Source organism: Massilia sp. S19_KUP03_FR1, assembly GCF_036688685.1.
Classification (GTDB): domain Bacteria; phylum Pseudomonadota; class Gammaproteobacteria; order Burkholderiales; family Burkholderiaceae_D; genus JALYUM01.
The window spans coordinates 22,500-48,007 of record NZ_JAQQPS010000013.1 but is presented as its reverse complement, the minus strand read 5'-3'; the positions used below and the strand labels follow the sequence as shown (position 1 = coordinate 48,007).

The following is a 25,508-nucleotide window of genomic DNA, read 5'->3' as shown; positions in this document are numbered from 1 at the left end:
GCCATGAACCTGACGATCCAACGGCGGCTGCTGCTGTCGAACCTGGTTGCCTTGCTGCTGGCCGGCGTGGTTGCCCTGATCGGCTACAGCGCCGTCAACGCGCTCGATGTGGCACTCGGCGAGATCACCGTCAACGGCAGCACCATCAAAGACCAGGTGCAGGCCGACCAGGCCCATGATGCCTTGCGCGCCGACGTACTGGCAGCGCTCATTTCCGGCGCCAACGGCGGCGCCGGTCAGGCCGAGGTCAGGCGTGACATGACGGAGCACACCGCGCTGCTGCGCAAACTGGTCGAGGAGATGGACAAGGGTAACCAGGATCCGGCCTTGAAAGCGGCCATGGCGGCGGTGCGACCGGATGTCGATGCCTACCTGAACAGCGTGGCAACGACCTTCGACCTGGCTTTCACGGACGCTGCGGCGGCGCAGAAAGCGCAAGGCGCCTTCATGCAGCATTTTCGCAAGCTGGAAAAAAGCATGGAGGCGCTCAGCGAGACCATCGAGAAAGCATCCGAGGCCACGCGCGAGCACGGCAACGCGCTGGTCACGCAGTCGCAGCACCGCATCCTGCTGGTGGCGCTGGCAGCGCTGGTGATGACCTTCCTGGCAGGACACCTGACCGCGCGCGCAATCCGCCGCCCGCTCGATCAAGTGATGGCGTTTGCCGCCCAGATCGCCGACGGCAACCTGGTTGCGTCGATGACGCTCGACCCGGCCGACCAGAGCGAGACCGGGCACCTGAAGCAGGCCCTGCAGCGCATGCGCGGCAATCTGCATGGTGTCGTCAGCCAGGTGCGCGACAGCACCGATTCGATGGCCACCGCTGCCGGTGAAATCGCCAGTGGCAACCTGGACCTGTCGCGCCGCACCGAGCAGCAGGCCGGCGCGCTGGAAGAGACCGCCGCGTCGATCGAGCAGCTGACCGCGACCGTCAAGCAAAACGCCGACAACGCGCGCCAGGCCAACACCCTGAGCGCATCGGCCTCCGATGTGGCGCTCAAGGGTGGCGCGGTGGTGTCGAAAGTGGTCGATACGATGGGCGCCATCCACACGTCCTCGCGCCGCATCGTCGACATCACCGGCACGATCGAATCGATCGCGTTCCAGACCAATATCCTGGCCTTGAATGCCGCCGTGGAAGCGGCGCGTGCAGGCGAGCAGGGACGTGGTTTTGCGGTGGTGGCCTCAGAAGTGCGCAACCTGGCCCAGCGCGCCAATACGGCCGCACGCGAGATCAAGGTGCTGATCGACGAGTCGGTACGCCATGCGGACGAAGGCAGCAAGCTGGTGGCCGATGCCGGCGGCACCATGAACGACATCGTGGCCAGCGTGCGCCGCGTCACCGATATCATGGGTGAAATCAGCGCCGCCAGCCGCGAGCAGGAAGCCGGCATCGAGCAGGTCAATCGTGCCATTGGCGAAATCGATGCGGTGACGCAGCAAAACGCCGCGCTGGTGGAACAGGCCGCCGCGGCGGCGGCATCGATGCAGGAGCAAGGCGCGCACCTCAGTGAACTGGTACGCAACTTCACCCTGGTTGAGGGCCAGCCGGCCCAGCCCGCGCGCAGCGCACGCGCAGCGGCGCCTTCCCTGGCCCTGCACACCGCCTAGCGACCGGCGCGCATGCTGTTTCGACCGGGCGCCCCAGCTTAGCCGGTATTGCGCAAGCCCGCCGCCACCCCGTTGATCGACAGGTGGATGCCGCGGTGCACCCGCTCGTCCACCTCTTTCGCAGGATCGAGCCCAAGCGCACGGTGGCGCTTGACCAGTTCGACCTGCAAGTGGTTCAGCGGATCGAGGTAGGCGAAGCGGTTCTGGATCGAGCGCGCCAGCAGTGGATTGCCCTGCAGCCGCTCGGTGGCGCCGGTGATTTCTTCGAGCACGTGCAGGGTGGCAGCGTGCTCCTGCGCGATGCGCTTGAAAATACGCTCGCGCAGTTCCACGTCCGCCACCAGTTCGGCGTAGCGGCGCGCAATCGGCAAATCGGTCTTCGCCAGCACCATGTCCATATTCGACAGCAAGGTGGCAAAGAATGGCCAGTCGCGCGCCATCGCCTGCAGGGTCGCCAGTTTGGCCGGGCGCTCGCCCTCACTTAACCAGGTGCCGATGGCCGAGCCGAAGCCGTACCAGCCCGGCAGCAGCAGGCGGCACTGGCCCCACGAAAAGCCCCACGGGATGGCGCGCAAATCTTCGATGCGGCGCGTGGCCTTGCGTGACGCCGGGCGCGAACCGAGATTGAGTTCGGCGATTTCGGCGATCGGCGTGGCGGCAAAAAAGTAGTCGGTAAAGCCCGGCGTCTCATATACCAGGTTGCGGTAGGCCTGGTACGCGCGTTGCGACAAATCGGCCATGATGGCTTCGAAGCCGGCCAGTTGCGCCACCTGTTCGCTGTCGACGCCATGCGGCATCAGGCTCGCTTCCAGGGTGGCGGCGACCAGCAGCTCGAGGTTGCGCCGCCCGATGCCGGGATTGGAAAACTTCGACGAGATGATTTCGCCCTGTTCGGTCAGGCGGATCTGGCCGTTCACCGTGCCCGGCGGCTGGGCCAGGATGGCTTGATAGCTCGGTCCGCCGCCGCGGCCGACCGTGCCGCCGCGGCCGTGGAACAGGCGCAGCTTGACTTTGGCGGCGGCAAAAATCTCCACCAGTTTCAGTTCGGCCTGGTACAGCTCCCAGTTCGAGGTCAGGAAACCGCCGTCCTTGTTCGAGTCGGAATAGCCCAGCATGACTTCCTGCAGCTGACCCTGGTTCGCGACAATCTGTTTGACCAGCGGCAGCGCCATCCATTCGGCCATGATGGCGGCTGCTCGCTGCAGGTCGGGGATCGTTTCGAACAGCGGGACGACCATCGCATCGACCCGACCGTCAGCGACGTGCAGCATGCCCATCTCTTTTTGCAGCAGCAGCACCTCCAGCAAATCGGACACGGTTTCCGTGTGCGAGATGATGTAGTTGCGGATCGCGCGCACGCCGTAGCGGGCGCGGATGTCACGGGCGGCGCGCAGCACGCCCAGTTCCCAGTTGGCTTCGTCGGAATAGCTTGCGTAAGGCGAAAACAGCAAGCGCGGTTGCGCCAGTTCGCGCAACAGCAGCGCGACCTTGGCGTCTTCGTCGAGGCTGGTGTAATCGAGCTGCTCGCCGGCACCGTTGAACAATTCTTTTAAAACGCGCTCGTGCACATCGGAACTCTGGCGCATGTCGAGCGAGGCCAGGTGGAAACCGAAGATACCGGCCGCGCGGATCAGGCCGGCCAGGCGCGGCGCGATCAGCTGGGCCCCGTGGTGTTCGGTGAGCGAAGCGGCGATGATGTGCAGGTCGGCGCCGAACTCGGCCGCATCTTGGTAGGCGTCGGCGTGGCCCACTTCCTTGCGCAGGATGTTGGTGGCGCCCAGTTCGCGCGCGGTGGCGGCCAGGCGCGCATAAATGCCGATCAGGGCGCGCCGGTACGGCTCGTCGCTGCGGTGCGGCGACTGGTCGGTGGATTGTTGTGCCAGCGCTGCCAGCGCGGCGCTGACCGGCACCATCAGCGTCGACGTCGACAACTCCGCGCCGAGTGCGTGCACTTCGTCGAAATAATATTCAAACACCGTGGTCGCCTGTTTCGTCAGGGCGTACTGCATCGTTTCGGCGCCGACGTTCGGGTTGCCGTCGCGGTCGCCGCCGATCCAGCTGCCCATCTGCACGTAGGCCGCGTCGCTCAGCCTGGCCGGGCGCTCGCGGTACTGCGCGCCGATATCGTCCTCGATGTCGTCGTACAGGGCCGGCAGTTCACGCAGGAAGGTGATGCGATAGTAGGACAGGGCATTTTCGATCTCGTCGGCCACCGTCAGCTTTGAATAGCGCAGCATGCGCGTCTGCCACAGCGTGGCGATGCGCGCTTGCAGCAGGGCCAGGTTGCGCGCTTGTTCCTTGGGCGTGAGCGGATGGTCGCGCTCTGCCAGCAGGCGCGCGATGTCGTGCTCGGCGTCGAGGATGCTTTTACGCTGCACTTCGGTCGGGTGCGCGGTCAGTACGGGCGAGATCAGCGCATCCTTGAAAAACGTTTCGACCTGGTCTTGGTCGACGCCGGCCTCGTGCAGGCGCTTGAGGGCATAGCCGATGCTGCCTTGCTGTGGCGCGGAGCCGGCCAGCTGGTGCGCGCGGCGACGGCGCACGTGGTGCTGGTCTTCGGCGATATTGGCCAGGTGCGAAAAATAGGAAAAGGCGCGCACCACCGAAATGGTCTGGTTGCGCGACAGCTGGTGCAGCAGGGCGGTCAGTTCGACGCCGGCGGCCGGGTCGTCGTCGCGGCGAAAGCGCACGGCGGTCTGGCGGATGGTTTCGACGACGTCGAATACGGCGTCGCCTTCCTGGTCGCGCAGCACGTCGCCAAGCAGGCGGCCGAGCAGGCGGATGTCTTCCTTGAGAGGGGCGTCTTTGTCACCCAGTACGGCTGGATTGTCCATTGTAATTTTATGTACGTAATAAATAGTTGGTGACAGGCAAGTCGCCTGTTTGCCAAGGGGCGCGTGATAAAATTTGTGATTGCATCAACGCGCAACTTATTGCCACGATAACGCCATCGCGCCGGTCGGGCGCAACGACAGTGAAAGAATCCGTTTTGACAGCCGTTTTGACAAGATCTGAAACCAGTGTATTCGTACCAGCCACGCTGGTCATTGCTTCACGTGAAAGTCGTCTTGCCATGTGGCAGGCCGAGCATGTGCGCGACCGCCTCGCTGCATTATATCCACAGTGCCAAATAAGCATCCTTGGCATGACCACACGTGGCGACCGCATCCTCGACCGCGCGCTGTCGCAGGTCGGCGGCAAGGGCCTGTTTGTGAAAGAACTGGAGACGGCCATGCTGGACGGCCGCGCCGACCTGGCCGTGCACTGCCTGAAGGACGTGCCGATGGATTTGCCGGACGGTTTTGCGATGTGCGCGGTGCTCGAGCGCCACGAGGCGCGCGACGCGTTCGTCTCGAACGACTACGCCAGCCTGGAAGATTTACCTGCCGGCGCGGTTGTCGGCACCAGCAGCCTGCGCCGCCAGGCGCTGATCGCCGCGCGCTATCCGCACCTGCTCGTCCAGCCCTTGCGCGGCAACCTCGATACGCGCCTCGGTAAACTCGACGCGGGCCAGTACGCCGCCATCATCCTGGCGGCGGCTGGCCTGGAACGCCTCGGCCTGGCGGCACGCATCCGCACCAGGCTCGACGTGGTCAGCAGCCTGCCGGCTGCGGCGCAGGGCGCGTTGTCGATTGAAATTCTGGCTGCACCGCGCAAGGATGGTGCCGACCTGGCCGCGCTGCTGGCGCCGCTGAACCATGACGAGACGGCGCGCGCCGTCGCCGCCGAGCGCAAGGTGGCCAAGGTGTTTGGCGCCAGTTGCCAGATTCCGATGGCGGCGCATGCCACCATCACCGGCGCGTTGATGCACCTGCGCGCGATGGTCGCCACGCCGGATGGCGCGCGCAGCGCCTACGCCGAGCTGGAAGGCCCGGCCGACGCACCGGACGCCCTGGGCCAGGGCGTGGCCGACTTGCTGGCGATGCAGGACGCCGCCGGCATCCTCGACGCCTGCCGCCAGGCAGCAGCGCCCGGTGCCTGAACTGCCTGCTGTCGTCATCACGCGCCCGCGCGCGCAGGCGGGGGAGCTGGCCGCGGCCGTAGCCGCGCTGGGCCGCAGGCCGGTCTTGCTGCCGCTGCTGGAAATTGCGCCGCTGCCCGACCAGACCAATTTGAAGGCGGTGCTGGCCGGCCTGGCCGGCTACGCGCTGGTGGCGTTCGTTTCGCCCAACGCCATCGATGCGGCCTTTTCCCACATCGTTGCCTGGCCGCCCGGTGTGGCGCTGGCCGTGCTGGGGGAGGGCAGCCGCGCGGCGCTGCTGGCGCATGGCGTCTCGGACGCCAACGCACGCATCGCCAGCCCGGGCCCGGACGCGGCCAGTGATTCTGAAAGTTTATTGCGCACGCTCGACCTGGGGGCGCTGGCTGGCCAGCAAGTGCTGATCGTGCGCGGTGAATCCGGACGCGAACTGATGGCCGACGGTTTTGCGGCGGCTGGCGCCATCGTGACCACCGTGGCCGCCTACCAGCGCCGCGTGCCGCGCATGTGCGCCGAACTGGCAGCGACGCTGCATGGTGTGTTGGCCGCGCCCAACGACTGGATCGTCACCAGTTCGGAAGCGCTGCGCGGGCTGGTGGCGCTGGTGGAACAGTTGGACGGCATGAGTGTATCTAAATTGCAACAACAACATTGGATCGTGCCCCATGCGCGCATTGCCGAAACCGCGCGTGCACTGGGGCTGGCCCGGGTAACGCTCACCGGATCTGGCGACGTACGTCTGCTGGCCGCGTTACAATCCTAGACTATGAACGACATGCCACCTTCTACCCCACATGACGGCGCCGTTGCGCCGCTTTCCGTACCCGTGCTGCGGCGCGAGCCGGGCTTCCTGCACGTCATGCAGCGGCCGCTATCGCTGGTGATGCTGGCGTTCGCCGTGCTGCTGGCGACGCAGGCGTGGACCAGCCACAGCCGCATCACCTCGCTGCGCGCGGACATGGCGCGCAGCCTGCAAAAGGGCAACGCCACCAACGCCGACACCGCCGCACTGGCGCGCCAGGTACAGGAGCAGTCGACCCAGCTGCAAGTGAAAGTGGGCGTGCTCGAAGCGCGCCAGGCTGAGTCGCAAAGCCAGCAGGCCGCGCTCGAACAGTTGTACCAGGATTTGTCGAAGAACCGCGACGACTGGGCGCTGTCCGAAATCGAGCAGGTGCTGTCGACCGCCAGCCAGCAACTGCAACTGGCCGGCAATGTGCCGGGCGCGCTGATCGCCCTGCAAAACGCCGACCGCTCGCTGTCGCGCTCGGACAAGCCGCAGTTCATCGCCATTCGGCGCGCCATCGCACGCGACACCGACAAACTGAAGGCCTTGCCGGCGCTGGATATGGCCGGCGTTGCTCTCCGCCTCGACAACGTGATCAACCAGGTCGACGCCTTGCCACTGCTGTCCGGTGAAAAGCCGGTACTGCCGGACAACACCGCACCCGTGATCACGGGCAACGGCCCGGCCGCGGCGCCGACCATGGGCGCGCGCCTGCGCCTGGCCTGGAATCAATGGAGCGGCGACATGTGGAACGACGTGCGCCAGCTGGTGCGCGTGCGCAGCGTCGACACGCCCGAAGCGCTGATGCTCTCGCCGACGCAAAATTATTTTGTGCGCGAGAATTTGAAGTTGCGCCTGCTGAACGCCCGGCTGGCGCTGCTGGCCCGCAATGAAACCAGTTTCCGCGACGATCTGAGCACGGCCCAGGACACGCTATCGAAATATTTCGACACGCGCGCCCGCGCCACCCAGAGCGCCCAGGCGATGCTGCGCCAGGTGCAAGGCAACAACCTCGCCATCGAGTTACCGGACCTGTCCGACAGCCTGAACGCGGTGCGCAACTACAAGGCGAAGACCTAAGCCATGCGTCTCTTACTCTGGTTAGTTGCGCTGATGGCCACGGCCATTGGCATTGCCGTCACCGCGCGCTTTAATCCGGGCAATGTGGTGTTGTTCTATCCGCCGCAGCGGGTCGACATGTCGCTCAATCTGTTCGTGGTGCTGATCGCGCTGCTGTTCCTGGTGGTGTACGGCCTGGTGCGGGCGATTTCCGCCACCCTGAACATGCCGCGCCGCGTGGCCGCCTATCGCTTGAGGAAGCGCGAGCGCGAAGCCAACAAGGGTTTGCGCGATGCCTTGAAAGCCCTGTTCGAAGGGCGCTTCGGGCACGCCGAAAAAGCCGCCATGAAAGCGGCCGAATTACCTGAAAACGCGGGTCTGGCAGCGCTGATCGGCGCGCGCGCGGCGCACCGCATGCGCGAGCCGGTGCGGCGCGACAGCTGGATCGCCGGCATCATGCACGACAATGCCTTGAAAACCGCGCGCCTGATGACGATCACCGAATTGTTGGTCGACGACCACCAACCGGAAGCGGCGCTGGCTGCCGTCGACGAACTGAACGCCACCGGCCAGCGCCATATCCACGCGCTGCAATGGTCGATGAAAGCGCAGCAGCAGGCGCGCAACTGGCCCGAAGTGCTGCGCCTGGTGCGCACGCTCGATAAACGCAAGGCGCTCCATCCGGCACTTTCAAAACGGTTGCGCGAAATGTCCTACGAAGCACTTCTGGGCGAGGGCTCGCACGACGCCGAATCGATCCGCCGCGTCTGGTCGCAGGTGCCCGCCGAAGAACGTATTCAAGCGCCCATCGCCGCGCGCGCGGCCGCCGCCTTCAATGCCTGTGGGCTGCATGAGGAAGCCCGGGCCATTGCCGAAGATTCGCTGCGCAACAGCTGGGACGACCGGGTACTGCGTGCCTGGCGCGATGCCGCCGGTCAGCCCGGCTCGCCAGCGCTGCTGGCCCAGATCGAGCGCTGCGAGCACTGGCTGCGCACGCGCCCGAACGACGCCGAACTGGCGCTGACGCTCGGCTCCCTGTGCCTGCAGCAAAAGCTGTGGGGCAAGGCCCAGCGCTACCTGGAACAGGCTTTGTCCGACGTACTGGAACCGAAACTGGGGCGCGAAGCGCACCTGAAACTGGCGCAGATGCATGAAGCGTTGGGCCAGGAAGAACTGGCCGCCTTGCATTACCGCCTGTGTGCGCTCACCGGCGTGACGGGCGGCGTGCCGTCGGCCAGAGTTGCGCTCGCTGGCGTGCTGTGAACATTTTGCCAATCTCGCTATAATATCCGCCTGAAATATTTACCCGCTTACAAGGAAATCCCATGAGTTTGAATAATGTGCCTGCCGGCCGCGACGTGCCGAACGATTTCAACGTCATCATCGAAATCCCGATGAACGCCGATCCGATCAAGTACGAAGTGGACAAGGACACCGGCGCGATTTTCGTCGACCGTTTCATGGGCACCGCCATGCACTATCCGTGCAACTACGGTTACGTGCCGCAGACGCTGTCGCCGGACGGTGACCCGTGCGACGTGCTGGTCATCACGCCGTTTCCGCTGTTCCCGGGCGTGGTGGTGCGCTGCCGCGCCATCGGCGTGCTGAAAATGACCGACGAAGCCGGCGGCGACGCCAAGATCCTGGCCGTGCCTGTTGACAAGATCCTGTCGATCTACAGCCACTGGCAAAAGCCGGAAGACATGAACGAACTGCGCCTGCGCCAGATCCAGCATTTCTTCGAGCACTACAAGGACCTGGAAAAAGGCAAATGGGTCAAAATTGAAGGCTGGGCCGGCCCGGATGAAGCGAAAGCCGAAATCGTCAACGGCGTGGCAGCATTCAACGCGGCCAACAGCAAGTAATTCACCCTTGCGGTGAAAGTAAAAGGGCCTGGCGCATGCGTGCCAGGCCCTTTTTATCGGCTGGAGGTTTTGATTTACCAGCCAATATCCTGCAACAGCGGCAGCGTGAGATCGCCCGGTGGCTGCACCGCCTGGGTCAGGTCGGTATTGATCGCCGGCTCCATCAACTGGTTGGGCTTGGCCGCAGTGGTGTAATGCGACACGGTCGAGCCGGGCGCGTAAAAGCTCGGCGTGTAGAGCAGGACGCGACGGCTGGCATCGGCGCCGGCCAGGCGCGTGCTGTCGACGCCCAGGCTGGCGATCACCCCCGAGCGCGTGCGCGAGCGGCCCTGGAGCGCCGCGCGCAGGGCGATACCGTCGGCCAGCGTGATGCGCACCGACGGAATCGTCACCAGCGGGTCGGTGCCGCTCATGCCGGTGAGCTCGCCTTCGAAGTTGTCGGCCACGATCATGCCGATGGCCCCGGCCGCCTGCACCACGCGCGCCTTCACTGCGAAGCCGCACGCGCCGCGGTCAACCAGCGCGATATTGCCGCGCACTGCCTGCGCATTGGCCGGACTGAGCGGCGTGCACGCCAGGCCGGTGTCAAAAGCCTGGTCGACCACCGGCATCAGTTGGCCCACCACCGCTGTCGTGCCCAGCGGCGGGCCGAACGCCGCGTCGCCGACGGCGTAGTTGCGCGCCGCGCTACCGGCGGCCTCGCCGCTGATGTTGAGGTTGGATGACGGCGCCAGTACGGCGGGTACGGCCGCCGTCACGCGCGGGCCGCTCCACGACAGGCCGTTGCCGCTGACGGCGCTGGCGGCACGCTGGGCCGGGTTGAGCGACACCCAGCTGCGATTGAGGCGGTTGTCGACGAGGTAGTAATCCCAGATCGACGGCAGGCCGAACAGTTGTGTGCCGCTGAAGTCGTCGGTGAAGGTCTGGAAGCCCAAGCCGTGCGCCATTTCGTGCAGCAGTACCGTGACCAGGTCGATGCCAGTGCCGAACTGGCGGTCCAGGCCAAGATAGAAGCCCGAACCCGGCAGGCAGTCGTCAAACAGGCCCAGGCGTGAATTGAAGCGGGCGAAGATGTGTGGCACCCGGCCCAGCGTCACGTCGAAGCCGGCCAGTTTGCTGGCCAGCGCGCTCGGGTACCAGGTCCTGGCACGCGGTGCATTCAGGAAATCGGCATAGATTTCGTAGGCGCCGGCCGCGCCCAGCACGGCGCCGGTGGCGTCGCAGTCGAGCGGCTCGAAGGCGGCGTCGACCCGCACCGCGACGTCGCTGGTGAGCCTGGCGCCCCAGATGTTGGCCGCATACTGGAACGCGATCAGGCGTTGCTGGCCCAGCGTGGTGCCGGTATTGCCGCCGACCGGCAGCGCCGGCGTGGGATCGTTGAAGCCGACGCCGGGCTCGTTGGCGTTGACGATGGTGATGGTCGCGGCGGCGTGGCTGGCGCTGCTGGCCAGCGCGCAGCAGGCCAGCGCCAGCGCGGCCAGTCCCTGCGCCCAGCGGGCGGGTTTATTCGCTTTCATGGTGCGACTCCTTGGCTGGGGTGGGATGGGCGATGGCGGCATGCGCGGCGTGTTCGCCGCTGACACATTGCTCGCTCAGTGTGCCGTCGCGATTCTTCGTGACCACGCTGTAGACCAGCGCACTTTTTCCCAGTTGCACCTTGCGGCTGCCGCCCGGACCGACGGTTTCGACCTGCTGCGACGGACCCTTGCGCTGCTGGGCGGAGTTGCCCAGCAGCGCATTCGATTCGGCGGCGGTGGGCGCCCGCAGTGCGCCCGTTTGGGGGTCGCGCACGACGACCATGCCCGATTGCCCGGCGGCATGGGCCGGTGGTGCCAGCATGGTGGCGGTCAGCGCGGTCAGCGCGGCCAGCGCCACAATCTTTTGGTTCGACATGATTGGTTCTCCCTTGCTTACGTAAATTTGCGGCGCAGCGCGCCCACGCCGGCCAATCCCAGTACGAGCATCAGCCAGCTCGAAGGTTCCGGGACCGCGGTCATGACTTTCACGGTGTCGACGCCGATGTAATCGAGCGCGCTGGCGTCGCCCAGGTAGCGGAACGCAAAGCGGCCGCTGCCCTCGAGGTTCACCGAGGCGGTCAACGCCGTCCAGCTGACGGGGTAAGCCTCGATGCCGCCCACGGTGGCGAGCAGCGTGTCGAAGGTGCCGAAGCCTGCGTCGAAGCGTACTTCGAGCTGGTCGCGGTAGCCGGGTGTGCCGGCCGTGCGCGTAAAGAACGACAGCTCCGTGGTGCCGGTAAGGTTGAGCAGCGGCGAAATGAGCCAGCTGTCGACGCTGCCGGCGCCGTCCTGGGCGCCGAGAAAATTGGTGGCAACGTAGGAGCCCGCGCTGCCGGCCTGCGCGGCAAATATGCCGGCCGAGCCCTGGAACCAGCCCTGGCCTTGCGGCTCGCTGAAGTTGTACTGGCTCCAGCCTGCGAGGGCGTTGACGTCGTCGAAGCCTTCGTTGAGGACAGTGGTGCCGGTGGCTGCCTGCGCCCCTGGCGCGAGCAGCGCCAGCGCGAGGGCGCCGGCAGAGAGTAATGACGGGATTTTCATGAAATGCAGCTTCCATGCAGGGCCAGAAGGATGGTGGTTCACTCGCGCTGGCAACGTCGAGGCCATGATCTCTTCAATTCTAGGATTTGAATTTTCGCCAACATTGACGTGTATTCAATGTTCCCGCGAAGGCGGGGCGCGATGGCACTGCCGATCAGTGGTTCTTATTGCCTGCGCAGCCTGAGTTTCCCGACGATTCCAATCGGGAAGAAATAGATCGACAGGACGAACAGCACGCCGAGCCACAGCATCCAGCGGTCCGGGTGCAGTGCGGCGGCGAGGAGGGGGATACTTTCCAGGGCGGACGAGGCTTGCCCCATCAGTGCTTTGAGGTAATTCTGCGCGAGGATGAACAGGGTGGCACCGACCACGGCGCCGTACATCGTACCCATACCGCCAATCACGACGATCAATAAGATATCGGTCATGACTTCGAAGCCGAGCGACGTCTTCGGACCCACGTAACGCAGCCACAGCGCCATCAGCGCGCCGGCCAGTGCTGCTACAAGTGCCGCGATGCAATTGGCCCAGATGCGGTACAGCACGGTGCGGTAGCCGAGCGCTTCCGCACGGAAGGCGTTTTCGCGGATCGCCTGCAAGACGCGGCCGAACGGCGAATTGACGACCCGCAGCAGGAATAGAAACAGCAGCAAACAGCCGAAGAACACGATGTAATACGTGATGAGCTTGCCGTCGATGGTGCGGCCGAGGACGTCGTTGTCGAACAGGCGGTAGTCAGGCCCCAGCACGGCCGGCACGCTGAAGGTCTTGCCGTCTTCGCCCCCGGTGAAATCGGACAGTTGCGACGCCAGCACGGCGAACGACGACGCCACCGCCAGCGTGATCATCGCGTAGAAAATGGCGCGTACCCGCAGCGCGAACAGGCCGATCACCAGGGCCAGCGCCAGGGCCAGCAGGAGCGCCAGGCCCAGCCCCGTCAGCGCGGCCGTCCAGGTCGGTTCGTCGACGCGCGCCAGGCCGAGGCCGATCCCGTACGCGCCGATACCATAAAACATGGTGTGGGCGAACGACACGATGCCGGTGTAGCCAAGCAGCAGGTCGTAGGACGCGACCAGCACGATATACACGCAGATCGTGGCGGCCGTGTTCAATGGCCGCGCGCCGCTGGTGAGGAAGGGGGCGAAGGCCAGGCCGGCCAGGATCAGCAGCAGCGCGACGGATAGCATGCGGCTGCGCGGCAAATCGCCCGAGAGCATGTGCATCAGGTCCTCGCCTTCGTGTACAGTCCGCTGGGGCGCCACAGCAGGATGGCGATCATCAGCACGATATGCGAGACCAGCGCGAATTTCGGCGCCAGGAAGCCGGCGTAATTGGTTACCAGCGCCATCAGGATGGCGCCAATGAAACAGCCGCCCACCGAACCCAGGCCGCCGATGATGATGACGATAAAAATCATCACCATCATCTCGCCGCCCATGGCAGCGCTGAGGGTTTCCTTGTACAGCCCCCAGAGGACGCCGCCCAGGCCTGCCAGCGCCGAGCCGGCCGCGAACACGGCCACGAACAGGCGCCGCACGCGGTAGCCGAGCGCTTCGACCATGTCGCGGTTTTCCACGCCGGCGCGGATCAACAGGCCGATACGGGTGCGGTTCAGCACCAGGAACATGGCGGCGAAGACGAGCAGGCCGACCACCACCGCCAGCAGCCGGTATTTTTCGATGGCCGCGTCGCCGATGAAGATCGCGCCGCGCATGCCGGAAGGGAGTGGCAGCGGGATCTGCTCGGCGCCCCAGATGACGTTGATCAATTGCTCAACGACGATCATGGCGCCCATCGTGATCAGGATCTGTTTTAAATGCTGGCCGTAGACCGGCATGATGACGATGCGCTCGAATGCCCAGCCGAGCAGGGCTGTGACCGCCATCGCCAGCAGGACCGCCAGTCCCAGCGCGGCAAGATTGAGCCCGAGCGAATCGGCATCCATCCAGCCGCGCATGGGAAGCAGGACCAATGTCGCCGTGAATGCGCCAACCGAGACGAAGGCGCCATGGCCGAAATTGAGTACGTCCATCAGCCCGAATACCAGCGTCAGGCCGCTGGCCATGATGAACAGCATCATGCCCATGGCCAGGCCGGCCACGGTGAGCGTGATCCAGGTCGGAAAGCTGCCCACCAGCGGCAGCATGGCCAGCGCCAGCACCGGCACCAGCAGCAGGGGCGCCATATCGCGCGGGGCGGCAGCGAGCGGCTCGGACGCGTGCGTGGCAGGGACGGGTTGGATAAGGGCGTTCATGGATCTCCTTATTGGTGGGCGGCCAGCGCCAGGCCGAGCAGGCGCTGCTGCAGCGCCTCGTCTTGCGCGAGGCTGGCCATGCTGCCGGTATGGCGTACGCGGCCGTCGTCCATGACGTTGACGTCATCGCCCAGTGCGCGCACGAAGGCGAAATTCTGCTCGACCAGCAGGATGGTGGTGGCGCTGGTTTTCAGCTCGCGCAAGGCGGTGGCCAGGCTGTTGACGATGGCCGGCGCCAGGCCCTTGGTGGGCTCGTCGATCAGGATGAGTTGGCGCGGCTCGACGATCGCGCGCGCAATGGCCACCATCTGCTTTTGCCCGCCCGACAGGTTGCCGGCCGGGTAGTGCCAGAATTTCTTCAGGGCCGGAAAGAAGCCGCAGATCCAGTCGACCCTGGCCATATCCAGCGGGCCGGCACGCGCCGCCAGCAGCAGGTTTTCGTGCACCGTCAAATCCGAAAAAATGGCCATGCTTTCGGGCACGTAGGCGATGCCGGCGCGCGCAATGTCGGGCGTGGCCAGTTGGGTGATGTCGCGCCCGTCGAAATGGATGGTGCCCGCGCTGGCGCGCCACAGGCCCATGATGGTCCGCAAGGTGGTCGTCTTGCCGGCGCCGTTGCGTCCTAATAGTACCGTCAGGCCGCCGCGTGGCACCGCCAGGTCGACGCCTTGCAGGATGTGGTACTGGCCGATGTGCGTGTGCACGCCAGCAAGCGTGAGGAGGGCGCCGTTGGATGTCGATTCAGGCATCTTCCAGCGCTCCCGTGCCCAAGGTATTCCCCAAGGCGTTGCCCAAATACGCTTCCTGCACGATGGGCGAGGCCATCACCGTGGCCGGTTCGCCGTCGGCCACCAGCTGGCCGTTGTGGAGCACCACGATGCGGTCGGCCAGCGCGCGCACCACGTCCATCTTGTGCTCGACCAGCAGCACGGTCTTGTTGCGCTCCAGCTTGACCTGGTGGATCAGGTCGAGCACCACGGGCACGTCATCGACGCTCATGCCGGCGGTGGGTTCGTCGAACATCATGACGGCTGGTTCGAGCGCCAGCAGGATCGCCACTTCGAGCTTGCGCTGGTCGCCGTGCGACAGCGTGGCCACGCGCGCGTCGCGGCGCGGGGCCAGCGCCACCCGATCGAGGTAATGGTCGGCGCGATCGATGATGTCCCGATGCCGCGACCAGACGGAGAACATGTGCATGCCGATGCCGGCCCGGGCCTGCACCGCCAGGCGCACGTTTTCCGCCACCGTCAGGTTGGGAAACAGGTTGGTCAACTGGAAAGCGCGGCCGATCCCGAGCGTGGTGCGGCGCGCGGCCCCAAGGCGCGTGACGTCGACTCCGCCCAGCAGCACGCTGCCGCTGGTTGCCGCCAACTGGCCGGAGATGAGATTGAAATAGGTGGTCTTGCCGGCGCCGTTCGGGCCGACAATGACGGTCAGGGTGCCGGGATAAAATTCGGCGCTGACCGCATCCACGGCGACGTGGCCGCCGAAGCGGATGGTCAGCGCGCGTGTCGTCAGCGCGGGTAGCTGGGCCGCCATGGTCAGCGCTTGTTGCGCACCGGCAGCGGCATTTCGGCCGGCGGAATTTCGCGCACCAGTTCCAGTAAATCCCACTCGTCCTTCTGGTCTTTCTTGATTTTGAAGTGGTACATCGCCTGCAGGGCCTGGTGGTCTTCCTTGCGGAACGTCATTTTGCCTTTGGGGGTGTCGAAGTTCATGCCCTCCATGGCCGCCACCAGTTTTTCACTGTTTGCGTCGGGTACTTTCGCCAGCGCCGTGAACACCGCGCTGGCCGCGGCAAAGCCGCCGGCGGTGAACATGTCGGGCGGCGCCTTGAAACGCTTGCGGTGCTCGGCCACCAGCCAGTCGTTCATTTTGTTTTTCGGGAAGGCGTAGTAATAATAGATGGTGCCCTGGGTGCCGGCGAAGCTCTTCCAGGTTTTGAGGATCGGCAGGATATTGCCGCCTGGCGCGAGCGTGACGCCGTAGCGTGCAGGCTGCATGTCGGCCAGCTTGTTCATGGGGTTGGGGCCGGCCCAGACAATTTGCAGCAGGCGCGGTTCCGGCTTGTCCTTCAAGGCATCGAACAGGCGCTGCGCCGGGGCCGTGAAATCGGTGGTGTTGGCCGGTGCATATTCTTCGTGGACGACCTTTGCCTTGCTGCCGGTGGCGGCCAGCGCTTCTTTGCCAGCGGCGACCGCGTCGCGCCCGAACGCGTAATCCTGGGCCAGGAAGCCGACGCTGCCGGCCTTCAAGGTGCTGGCCGCGGCCATGGCGTCCTGCATCGAACTGCGCGCCGTGCGGAAGATGTAGCGGTTCCACTTGTCGCCGGTAATGGCGTCGGCCACCGCGGGTTCGATGACCAGCACCTTTTTATATTCCTTCGCCACCGGCAGCATGGCGATCGCCGAGCCGGACGAGGTGGTGCCAACGGCGATGTCGACCTTGTCGTCGCCGTAGGCTTCGGCCAGCAGGGTGCGGCCCAGGTCCGGCTTGCCCTGGTCATCCTTGACGATGACCTTGATTTTGCGGCCATTGATTTCCATCTTGCCGCCGGTGAGGTATTCCAGGCCCAGCATGAAACCTGTTTCGGTTTCGCGGGCATACGCTTCCAGGGCGCCGGTCTTGCCGGCGATGAGGGCGATTTTGACGTCCGGGCCGGCGCCATGGGCGGCGCCAGAGAGGATCAGTGCGAACGATAGCGCGGCCATCGGGAACAAACGTTTCATGCAGTCTCCAGTTGTTTTATGGAACGTGGGCCAGAAAGCCTTGCAATGCAGCGAGCGCGGCTGGCTCCGTCAACATTGGCGCGTGGCCGACATTCGGCACTTCGGCGTACTGCATGCCGGGCGCGGTGCGGCGCATGTAATCGGCCTGGCGCTCTTCGACCAGGTCGGACAGGGTGCCGCGAATGAGCAGGGTAGGGCGATGGCGCGACAGGCGCTTGAAGGCCAGGCGCGCCATCAGCGAAGTGGGCCGCAGCTTGCCTTCCTGCAGGCCGGCGGCAACGTGCGGGTCGTAGCGCAGCGCCAGTGCGCCGCCGGGCTCCTGGGCAAAGGCCCGGTGCGCCCACTTGTCCCATTCCGCGTCTTCGTTGGCGGGAAAGGCGCACCGGTTGATGTCCTTGACGTAGGCGGTCGCTTCTTCCCACGTGCCAACGTTGCGCGCTGTGCCGGCATAGCCCGCGATGCGCGCCAGTCCGGCGCGCGACATCACCGGGCCGATGTCGTTCAACACGGCCGCTGCCACCAGGTCCAGGTTGCGCATCGCCAGCGTCATGGTGATGAGTCCACCCATCGACGTGCCGATGAAGACGGCGCGCGCCAGCCCCAGGTCGTGCATCAGCCTGGCGACGTCGCCGGCGTAGGTGACCGGGTTGTAGTTGGCCGGATTCGGGTCGCGCGCCGATTCCCCACGTCCGCGCACGTCCAGTGCCAGCACGCGCCGGCTCTGGCGCGCCAGCAGCGGGGCCAGCTCGTCGAAGTCGGCCGCATTGCGCGTGAGCCCATGGATGCAGATGACGGGCAGGCGCGCCGGGCCGCTGGCGGCCGCATAGTCGCGCGCCGCCAGCGTCAGGCCATCGGCGCTGGTGTAGGTCAGCTGCGCATAGACGGACACGATGGTTTTCCTTGTAATACGCCGTTTAAAACCGGTATTCCAGGGTGGCCGACAGCTGGCGCGGATTGCCGTAGAACGCCGTCAGTACGCCTTCGTTGCCCAGCGTCGGAAACAGGTAGCCGGCGGTTTTGTAGTGGCGGTCGGTGAGGTTCTTGCCATGCAGGGCGGCGCGCAGTTTGCCGTCCGTGCGCGTCCAGACCAGGCTGGCGTCGACCAGGTAGTAACTGTCCTGGTCGAGGATCGACGTGGTCTCGAACTGGTTGGTGGCGCCCTTGTACGAGACGGCGCCGATCAGGGCCACGCGCCCGGTCGCCAACGGAATTTCGTAGGTGCCGCGCAGGTTCGACGAGTGCATTGGCGTATTCTGGAACACGCGTTGCGCTGCCACGTTCACGCCATTGACGATGTACTCGTTGTACTTGGCGTCGATGATGCTGTACATGCCCGAGACACTGAACTGCGGCGTGACACGTCCCATTGCTTCGAGTTCAAACCCCTTGATCTTGGCCTTGCCGGCATTGGTGGTGACGCCGGCGAAGCTGTCGTCGATGCCGTCGCCGTTGGTGTCGATGGCCACCGAGCCGGGAATCTGCACATCCTTGTAGTCGCTGTGGAACAGGGCGATATTGGTCATGAAGCGCTGGTTCAGGTAGGACGATTTCAGGCCCAGTTCGAACGTCTTGATGGTTTCGGGCGAATAGCCGGCGCGCGCCTGCGCCAGTGGGATGCGGGTGCCGACCACGTTCAGGCGCGGATCGAAGCCGCCGCCCTTGAAGCCTTGTGCATACGAGGCGTACAGGTTTTGCTGGGCGTTGATTTTGTAGGCCAGCGCCAGACGCGGCGTGAATTTTTTGTCTTCGCGCTCGAGGCCGGAGCGCAGGTCGGTATCGGTGCGAAACAGCACGGCGCCGGGGTTGCCCATTTCCGGCGTTCCGCGCTGGCCGAAATAGATTTGGCGCAGGATGCTGGCGCTGCGCTTGTCGACCGTGTAGCGGCCGCCGAGCGACACGCTGAACGCATCGTTGACGGCGTAGCTGCCGTCGGCAAACGCCGCCCACGCACGGGTGCCAATGTCGCCGTACGTGAAGGTGGAGGTGGGCACCGCGCCGGCCAGGATGGTGTCGAACTTGTTGAAGGCGGTGGCGTCGATGTAATAGATGCCGGCCACGCCCTGCAGCTTGTCGCCGGTGTAGGTAAGCTGGAACTCCTGGCTAAACTGCTGGTTGGTGTACACGGCCGGGACTTCGAAGTCGACCACCGGCAGGGCATCGAAATCGATGGGCGCGAACGATTTGTCGTGGCGCGTGGCGGTGATGGATTTGAACAGCAGGGTGGGGCTGACGGTGTACTCGACCGTGGCGGCGATGCCGTGCTGGCGCACTTCCTGGTCTTCGCCGAGCGCTTTCGTCAATTCGCCCTGGGTGTCGAACACGTTCGGCAGGATCGGCGCGCCACTGGTGCGCCCGACAATGAGGCGGTGGCCATTTTTGGGATTGGAGTCGTCGTCGGTGATGTCGCCAGCCACGCGGATGAACAGGCTGGGCGTGGGCGTGAATTCGGCCGACAGGCGCGCCGCGGTCAGCTTTTTGTCGTAATTGTCGCGCCCGGTTGCGAAGTTGGTGCCGAAGCCGTCGCGGGTAAAGCGGGCCACGGCGCCGCCGATGCGGACGGTGTCGGACAACGGCGTGCTGGCGGTGAGCTGGGCATCGGCCTGGCGGTAGCTGCCGAAGGTGCCCTTCAGGCGCACGTCGAGCTGGTTGGACAGCTTGCGCGTGACGTATTTGACGGCCCCGCCAATGGTGTTGCGGCCGTACAGCGTGCCTTGCGGGCCGCGCAGCACTTCGATGCGCTCGACGTCGTAGATGTCGGCCACGGCGCCTTGCGGGCGGGCCAGGTAGACATCGTCGAGGTAGATGCCGACGCCTGACTCGAAGCCGGCCAGCGGGTCGGCCTGGCCCACGCCGCGAATAAATGCCGTGAGCGTGGAGTTGGTGGCGCGCGAGCTTTTGAGTGTGGTGTTGGGCAGCTGCGTGGCCAGCGCGGTGACGTCGGGGATGCCCTGTTTCGAGATCTGGTCGGCGGAAATGGCGGTGACCGAGACCGGCACGTCCTGCAGCGTTTCTTCGCGGCGGCGCGCGGTGACGATGACTTTCTGCATTTCCGTCGACTCGACGGCGGCGTTCGCGCCGGGCGCAGTGTCCGTGCTTTGTGCATGCGCCCCACCCGACAGCGCGAGCAAGGCAAATGTGGTGCGCTTGAGCAGCGCCGACTTCTTCCTGGTCAAATGCATTTGGGTCTCCTGGTTTTTATTGTCGGCAAGCGCTGCGTCGCCGCATGCCAACGAGTGTGATCCGGAACGCAGCGCGATGAAAGACAAGCACGCGCCCACTTGCTGTGCATTTATGCACACCTCCTTTTTCATGCACGACCGTAAAATATGCAGGGAGAATGCGCACTTTCGACGGACATTTGCACTGGAACAAACCTTGTGCAGATAACCGTGGCGGCTGAGTGTGCACCGGCGCACACTCGCCATTCTTGATATGACGCAAATGTTCGATGAATACCCTGCCTGAATGGACCGACCTGCGATTTTTTCTGGAGCTGGCGCGCGCCGGCACGCTGTCGAGCGCCGCGCGCCGCCTGGCGGTCGAGCACACCACGGTGGCGCGCCGCATCGACCGCCTCGAGGCGCAACTGGGCACGACGCTGTTCGACCGCAGCCGCGAGGGTTATGAACTGACCGAGCTGGGCGCGGCCCTGCGGCCGCACGCCGAGGCCATGGAAGGCGCGGCGCTGGCCGCGGCCGAGCACGTGAAAGGCGCCGACGTCGCCGCGCACGGCGTCGTGCGGCTGGGCGTGCCGGAAGTGTTCGGCGTGCGCGTGGTGGCGCCGCTGATGGCGCGCTTGCTGGAAAATAATCCCGATTTGTCGATCGATCTGCTGGCGCTGCCGCGCTTTGCCAATCTGGCCAACCGCGAAGCCGACCTGGGCGTCATGCTCGACCCGCCCACCACCGGCCGCTACATGGTCACGCGGCTGGCCTCGTTCCGGTTTTATTTGTACGCGGCGCCGGCGTATCTGGCGCGCCATCCGCCGATCACGCAGCAAAGCGACCTGGTCCGGCACGATTTCGTCGATTATGTGCAGGACCGCCTGGCCAGCAGCGAATTGAGCTATTTGAACGAACTCGGTTTTACGCCACGCCGGCGGCTCTGCTGTTCCGGCATGAGCGGGCAACTGGAAGCGGCCGCGCTGGGCATGGGTTTGATGATGGCGCCTCCGTACGCGGTGCCGCACGACGGCCGCCTGGTGCAGGTGCTCGACGGTTTTTATGCCGAACGCGCGTTCTGGCTGGTGGCGCCTGCCGACCTGTACCGCCTGCGCCGGGTGCGCCTGGTGTGGGATTTGCTGCGTACCTACGCCGACAGTCAGCCGGCGCTGTTCCAGCACGGGCCTGCGTCGCGCTAGGCAAATGCGAAACGGTGCGGTTAGAATACGCCCCAACCGCATCCACCAAACACCGCATGACCCGTCGCCTGCTACCCCTGCTGATCGCATTCTTCCTGCTGATGTCCCAGCAGGTTGCGTCGACGCACGTGTACTCGCACTTTGCCGGCCTTGCCGCGCATTCCGGCGCCGCTGCACAGGATCGCGCCGCGCTCAGTGCCGATGCGCCGACTGCCATTGAACAATTGTGCGGCCTGTGCCTGACGGCTGCCGATCTGGCGTTCGCCGTGCCCGGCAAAATTTTCCAGTTCGACCTGGCTGCCGAGAAGCTGCAACAGCTGATCATCCTGTGCACCCAGCCGCTGGAGAAGTCCACCAACGTTGTCTTCCTGTCGCGCGCACCACCTCTGGCATAACAAAATCCGTCTTTTCTGGACTGCGCTGGCGCGTTTGTGCCGGCGCGTCCGTACGCATCCCATTTTGTTATTCAAAGGTTTGAACCATGAAAATCCAACATACCCTGCTGGCAGCTGCCGTGCTGTCCACGTTCTCGTCCTTCGCTTTTGCAGACAATGCCGACCAGGTCGTTCCAAAAGTCGTCGTGACGGCCAGCCCGTTCAAGAATGCCGACAGCGACCAGATTCTGAACCCCGCCAAAGTGATTTCCGGCGATGAACTGCGCGACAAGGTCGGCAGCTCGCTGGGTGAAACGCTGGCGCAGGAACTCGGCGTATCGGCCTCGGCCTTCGGCGCTGGTGCGTCGCGTCCGATCATCCGCGGCATGGAAGGCGCCCGCGTCAAGATGCTGGAAAATGGCATGGCGACTTCCGACGTCTCCGGCCTGTCGAATGACCACGCGGTGGCCAGTGAAGGCGCGGTCGCCCAGCAGATCGAAATCCTGCGCGGGCCGGCGGCCTTGCTGTACGGTTCCGGCGCGATCGGCGGCCTGGTCAACGTCGTCAACGAGCGCATTCCGACCGCGCTGGAAAAGCAGACCACCGGCACCGTCGAGACGCGCTACAGCACCGTCGACAGCGGCAAGAATGCCTCGGGTACCATCGACACGGCCGTCGGCCAGTTCGCCCTGCACGCGGATGGCAATATCCGCAACGCCGACGACTATAAAATTCCCGGCCAGCGTATCGAGGGCGACCCGGAAGCGGGTGCGGGCCGTTTGCCGCATTCCGGCACCAAGGAACGCAGCTGGGGCCTGGGCGGTTCCTACATCGCCGACTGGGGTTTTATTGGCGCGTCGGCCTCGAAGCTGAGCAATGTGTACGGCATTCCGAGCGCAGAAGGCTCGAAAATCGACCAGGCCCAGACCCGTTACGATATCGACAGCCTGGTGAGAAACCCCTTTGCCGGCTTCGAGTCGTTCAAGTTCAAGGCCGGCTACACCGACTACAACCACGCCGAACTGAACGAGGACAATTCGCCGGCAGTGCTGTTCACCAACCGTACCGTCGAAACGCGTGCCGAGCTGACCCACAGCCCGATCGCGGCGCTGCACAATATGCGCGGCACGTTCGGCATCCAGACCGACAACAACCACTTTTCGGCCTTGAGCCCCACAGGCGGCGCGGACACGGTGCCGGTCACGCATTCGACCTCGCAGGCAGCGTTCCTGGTCGAAGAAGTCAAGCTCGGTCCTGTCGTGCTGAGCGCGGGCGGCCGGCTGGAATCGGTCGAGCGCAAGCCGGTCAGCAATGTCGAGCGGAATTTCTCGCTCAAGTCCGGCTCGGTCGGCGGCATGTGGACGTTTACCCCTGGCTACGCGGCCGGCCTGACACTGTCGTACGCCGAACGCGCACCGGCCACGGAAGAGTTGTATTCGGGCGGTCCGCACGATGCCACTGAAACCTTTGATATCGGTAACCCGGATTTTAAAAAGGAATCGTCGAAAAACTTCGAGCTGAGCCTGGAAAAAAACACCGGCTTGATCCGCTGGAAAGCGAATGCCTTCCGCAACAAGGTCGATAACTACATCTTCGGCAATGTGAACGGCACGCTGGTCGATGAGGAGGGCAATGTGGTCGCGGATGGCAGCTCGCTGCGCCAGCGCATCTTCCAGCAGGCGCCGGCCACCATCCAGGGTGTCGAGGCCGAGCTCACGTACAACGCGCTGGGCAATGGCTGGAATGGCCGCGTGTTTGCCGACACCTCGAAAGGCCGCCTCGACAATGCCGGTAGTCTGCCGCTGCAACCGGCCGACCGGGTCGGTGCATCGATCGGCTACAAGGATGGCGCATGGCGCGCGGGCGCGTCGCTGGTACATGGCGCCGGCCAGGAGCGCCTGGCGTCGTTCGAATCGACGACGACGGCATCCTACAACCAGCTGGGCGCGAACGTGTCGTACACGCAGAAGCTGGCCAATGTGGATATCACCTACTTCCTGCTGGCGAAGAACCTGCTGAACGAAGATATCCGCCTGTCGACATCGCTGCTGAAGGATGTGGCGCCGCTGCCGGGCCGCAATGTCGTGTTTGGCGTGCGCGCGCACTTTTAATCATTCAGATACGGCATGTCTTTCCATTCCATCGGCGACGCCGCTGGGCAATTGACCTTGGTGTCCTTGTCGACCCCGATGCCGTTCGCGCGGGCCAGGGTGACCGGCCCGCCGTTCATCGTGCACCACGACTTGCCGCGTTTGGTCATGCGCATGTAGTGCACGTTGTCGGGCGACGTATAAAAATCGACCGTCACGCGCTGGTCGCCGCCCACATAGGCGTCCGCGATGCCATGCTCGAGCTTGTAGCGAAACGAATCGGGCTGCAGGGTCAGTTTGGTCGGTACATTGTTGCGCAATTCCCGCTCGATGCGCGGCATGTCCTGCCGGGCCTGTTCGAGAATCTCGGCGCCGCTGGGCCGATGCGGTTCCGGCGCCGGCAGACTTGCGACAGGCTGCGGCGTGGCGCTTGGCATCGCGCTGGTTTTCTGCGCCTCGGTGGCCACTGCGCGCGGTGTTGCCGGTTCGGCGCGCGGGCGCGTGAGCGGCGGCGGTTTCGCGCGTGGCGGCGGCACCGGCAGCAGGTAAGTGATGCGCTGTGCCTGTTCGACTGGCGTGGGAACGCGCATGCCGTGCTGGCGCGCCAGCAGCCACAGCGCCACCGTGTGCAGCAGCAGGATCAGGATTAGCAAAAGGGGGTGCCTGCGCCGCGCTTGCACCTCAGCCCTTGAACGGATTGCGGTCGTTCAGTTCATCAATGTATTGCTCGATGCCGCCGCTTTCCCGTTCCAGGAAATGTGCCACCGCATCGGCAAACGCCGGTTGCGCCAGCCAGTGGGCCGACCAGGTCCGGGTCGGCAGGAAACCGCGCGCCATCTTGTGCTCGCCCTGGGCGCCGCCTTCGAACACCTTGATGCCGTGCTCGATGCAGAATTCTAGCGGCTGGTAGTACGAGGCCTCGAAATGCAGGCAGGGCACGTGCTCCAGCTCTCCCCAGTAGCGGCCGAACAGCGTGTCCTCGTTGTGGATGACGAGCGAGGCCGCAATCGGCTGGCCGTCGCGCTCGGCAATGACCAGCAGAATGTTGTCCGGCATCGTCGCGCCGATGCGCTTGAAAAAATCCAGGTTCAGGTAGGGCGTCGAGTGGTGCGCCGCGTAGGTATGGCGGTAGCAGCGGTTGAACAGGCGCCAGTCCGCCTCGGTCGCCTGGGCGCCGCGCACGCGCCGCAGCAGCACGCCGGCCTCGGCGACTTTCCTGCGTTCCGCGCGGATGTTTTTGCGTTTCTTCGTTTCCAGCGTCGCCAGGAAGGCGTCGAAGTCGGCATAGTCCTGGTTGATCCAGTGGAACTGCACGCCGCTGCGCAACATGTAGCCGGCCGCTTCGAGCTGCTTCGCTTCGCTTTCCGGCGGATACAGGATGTGAAGGGACGACACCTTGGTCGCCTTCTGGGTTTTTTTCATCACCTGGACCAATGCCGCGCGCGCGGTCGCGTCACGCGCCAGCAGGCGCGGGCCCGTGACGGGTGTGAACGGAATGGCCGACAGCAGCTTCGGGTAATAGTCGAGGCCATTCCTCTCGTACGCCTCGGCCCAGGCCCAGTCAAACACGTACTCGCCGTAGGAGTGGTACTTGACGTAAAGGGGCAGGGCGGCGACCAGCAGATCGTCGCCGTCGAACAGCGTCAGGAACTGGGGCTGCCAGCCTGCGTCGGGCGCGGCGCTGCCGGATGCGTGCAGCGCGTGCAGGAAAGCGTACGACAAAAACGGATTCGGCTTGTCCTGGGCGGCGACGAGGTCGTCCCACGCGGCCTGGCCGATCTCGTCGAGAGAAGAAACAATATGCGTGCGATAATTCAAAGTGACTTTCTTAGCAAATGAAGAAGCAGA

The 25,508-nt window shown here is 64.8% G+C and carries 22 protein-coding genes; 9 read left to right on the top strand and 13 right to left on the bottom strand.

Features of this window, described 5'->3' with window-relative positions; all coding sequences use genetic code 11:
* Window positions 1-3: 3 nt before the first annotated feature.
* On the top strand, window positions 4-1,611 hold the full coding sequence (locus V6M87_RS15475; RefSeq protein WP_332877539.1) for a methyl-accepting chemotaxis protein: 1,608 nt from the start codon (window positions 4-6) through the stop codon (window positions 1,609-1,611).
* Window positions 1,612-1,649: 38 nt separating this feature from the next.
* Here V6M87_RS15475 and ppc read toward each other — a convergent pair whose 3' ends face one another.
* Window positions 1,650-4,445 carry a phosphoenolpyruvate carboxylase gene (ppc, locus tag V6M87_RS15470; protein ID WP_332877538.1) on the bottom strand — a complete coding sequence of 932 codons (2,796 nt, stop codon included), beginning with the start codon at window positions 4,443-4,445 and terminating at the stop codon, window positions 1,650-1,652.
* 167 nt (window positions 4,446-4,612) lie between these two features.
* Here ppc and hemC point away from each other — a divergent pair, with 167 nt between their 5' ends.
* From hemC to ppa, 5 genes are all read left to right on the top strand, one after another.
* Window positions 4,613-5,593 carry a hydroxymethylbilane synthase gene (gene hemC, locus V6M87_RS15465; RefSeq protein WP_442920598.1) on the top strand — a complete coding sequence of 327 codons (981 nt, stop codon included), beginning with the start codon at window positions 4,613-4,615 and terminating at the stop codon, window positions 5,591-5,593.
* Window positions 5,586-6,353 (top strand): uroporphyrinogen-III synthase, encoded by a 768-nt coding sequence (locus V6M87_RS15460; RefSeq protein ID WP_332877537.1) that lies wholly within the window; start codon window positions 5,586-5,588, stop codon window positions 6,351-6,353. The genes hemC and V6M87_RS15460 overlap by 8 nt, the downstream gene beginning before the upstream one ends.
* Before the next feature lie 3 nt (window positions 6,354-6,356).
* On the top strand, window positions 6,357-7,454 hold the full coding sequence (locus tag V6M87_RS15455; RefSeq protein ID WP_442920597.1) for a uroporphyrinogen-III C-methyltransferase: 1,098 nt from the start codon (window positions 6,357-6,359) through the stop codon (window positions 7,452-7,454).
* Between the two features lie 3 nt (window positions 7,455-7,457).
* Window positions 7,458-8,696 (top strand): heme biosynthesis protein HemY, encoded by a 1,239-nt coding sequence (locus V6M87_RS15450; protein WP_332877536.1) that lies wholly within the window; start codon window positions 7,458-7,460, stop codon window positions 8,694-8,696.
* Window positions 8,697-8,758: 62 nt separating this feature from the next.
* A complete protein-coding gene (ppa, locus tag V6M87_RS15445) occupies window positions 8,759-9,298 on the top strand; it encodes an inorganic diphosphatase (protein WP_332877535.1) in 540 nt (179 codons plus the stop codon).
* 74 nt (window positions 9,299-9,372) lie between these two features.
* Here ppa and V6M87_RS15440 read toward each other — a convergent pair whose 3' ends face one another.
* From V6M87_RS15440 to V6M87_RS15395, 10 genes are all read right to left on the bottom strand, one after another.
* The gene (locus V6M87_RS15440; protein WP_332877534.1) at window positions 9,373-10,815 is read right to left on the bottom strand and encodes a PA domain-containing protein; all 1,443 of its coding nucleotides are present in this window, start codon (window positions 10,813-10,815) and stop codon (window positions 9,373-9,375) included.
* Window positions 10,802-11,191 carry a post-PEP-CTERM-1 domain-containing protein gene (locus V6M87_RS15435; RefSeq protein ID WP_332877533.1) on the bottom strand — a complete coding sequence of 130 codons (390 nt, stop codon included), beginning with the start codon at window positions 11,189-11,191 and terminating at the stop codon, window positions 10,802-10,804. Before V6M87_RS15435 ends, V6M87_RS15440 begins: the two co-directional genes overlap by 14 nt.
* A gap of 17 nt (window positions 11,192-11,208) precedes the next feature.
* Entirely contained in the window at window positions 11,209-11,853 is a 645-nt protein-coding gene (locus V6M87_RS15430; RefSeq protein WP_332877532.1) for a choice-of-anchor J family PEP-CTERM protein, read from the bottom strand.
* Between the two features lie 164 nt (window positions 11,854-12,017).
* Window positions 12,018-13,079, bottom strand: a complete 1,062-nt coding sequence (locus tag V6M87_RS15425; protein ID WP_332877677.1) for a branched-chain amino acid ABC transporter permease — start codon at window positions 13,077-13,079, stop codon at window positions 12,018-12,020.
* Window positions 13,076-14,107, bottom strand: coding sequence for a branched-chain amino acid ABC transporter permease (locus V6M87_RS15420; protein ID WP_332877531.1), 1,032 nt, complete (start codon window positions 14,105-14,107; stop codon window positions 13,076-13,078). Before V6M87_RS15420 ends, V6M87_RS15425 begins: the two co-directional genes overlap by 4 nt.
* An 8-nt stretch (window positions 14,108-14,115) precedes the next feature.
* Complete coding sequence (locus tag V6M87_RS15415) at window positions 14,116-14,856, bottom strand: ABC transporter ATP-binding protein (RefSeq protein WP_332877530.1); 741 nt, start codon at window positions 14,854-14,856, stop codon at window positions 14,116-14,118.
* Window positions 14,849-15,646, bottom strand: coding sequence for an ABC transporter ATP-binding protein (locus V6M87_RS15410; protein WP_332877529.1), 798 nt, complete (start codon window positions 15,644-15,646; stop codon window positions 14,849-14,851). The genes V6M87_RS15415 and V6M87_RS15410 overlap by 8 nt, the downstream gene beginning before the upstream one ends.
* A gap of 2 nt (window positions 15,647-15,648) precedes the next feature.
* A complete protein-coding gene (locus V6M87_RS15405; RefSeq protein WP_442920596.1) occupies window positions 15,649-16,836 on the bottom strand; it encodes a substrate-binding domain-containing protein in 1,188 nt (395 codons plus the stop codon).
* A gap of 16 nt (window positions 16,837-16,852) precedes the next feature.
* Window positions 16,853-17,725, bottom strand: a complete 873-nt coding sequence (locus tag V6M87_RS15400; protein WP_332877528.1) for an alpha/beta fold hydrolase — start codon at window positions 17,723-17,725, stop codon at window positions 16,853-16,855.
* A gap of 25 nt (window positions 17,726-17,750) precedes the next feature.
* Window positions 17,751-20,015 (bottom strand): TonB-dependent receptor, encoded by a 2,265-nt coding sequence (locus V6M87_RS15395; RefSeq protein ID WP_332877527.1) that lies wholly within the window; start codon window positions 20,013-20,015, stop codon window positions 17,751-17,753.
* A 269-nt stretch (window positions 20,016-20,284) separates the two neighbouring features.
* On the opposite strand from V6M87_RS15395, the gene V6M87_RS15390 reads away from it, so the two are divergent.
* From V6M87_RS15390 to V6M87_RS15380, 3 genes are all read left to right on the top strand, one after another.
* Entirely contained in the window at window positions 20,285-21,196 is a 912-nt protein-coding gene (locus V6M87_RS15390; RefSeq protein ID WP_332877526.1) for a LysR family transcriptional regulator, read from the top strand.
* Between the two features lie 56 nt (window positions 21,197-21,252).
* Entirely contained in the window at window positions 21,253-21,591 is a 339-nt protein-coding gene (locus V6M87_RS15385) for a hypothetical protein (protein WP_332877525.1), read from the top strand.
* An 86-nt stretch (window positions 21,592-21,677) separates the two neighbouring features.
* A complete protein-coding gene (locus tag V6M87_RS15380; protein ID WP_332877524.1) occupies window positions 21,678-23,681 on the top strand; it encodes a TonB-dependent receptor in 2,004 nt (667 codons plus the stop codon).
* Here the strand turns inward: V6M87_RS15380 and V6M87_RS15375 are convergent.
* Both V6M87_RS15375 and V6M87_RS15370 read right to left on the bottom strand, forming a co-directional pair.
* Complete coding sequence (locus V6M87_RS15375; protein WP_332877523.1) at window positions 23,678-24,313, bottom strand: hypothetical protein; 636 nt, start codon at window positions 24,311-24,313, stop codon at window positions 23,678-23,680. The two genes, V6M87_RS15380 and V6M87_RS15375, sit on opposite strands and share 4 nt — an antisense overlap.
* Before the next feature lie 28 nt (window positions 24,314-24,341).
* On the bottom strand, window positions 24,342-25,478 hold the full coding sequence (locus V6M87_RS15370) for a GNAT family N-acetyltransferase (protein WP_332877522.1): 1,137 nt from the start codon (window positions 25,476-25,478) through the stop codon (window positions 24,342-24,344).
* Window positions 25,479-25,508 lie beyond the last annotated feature (30 nt).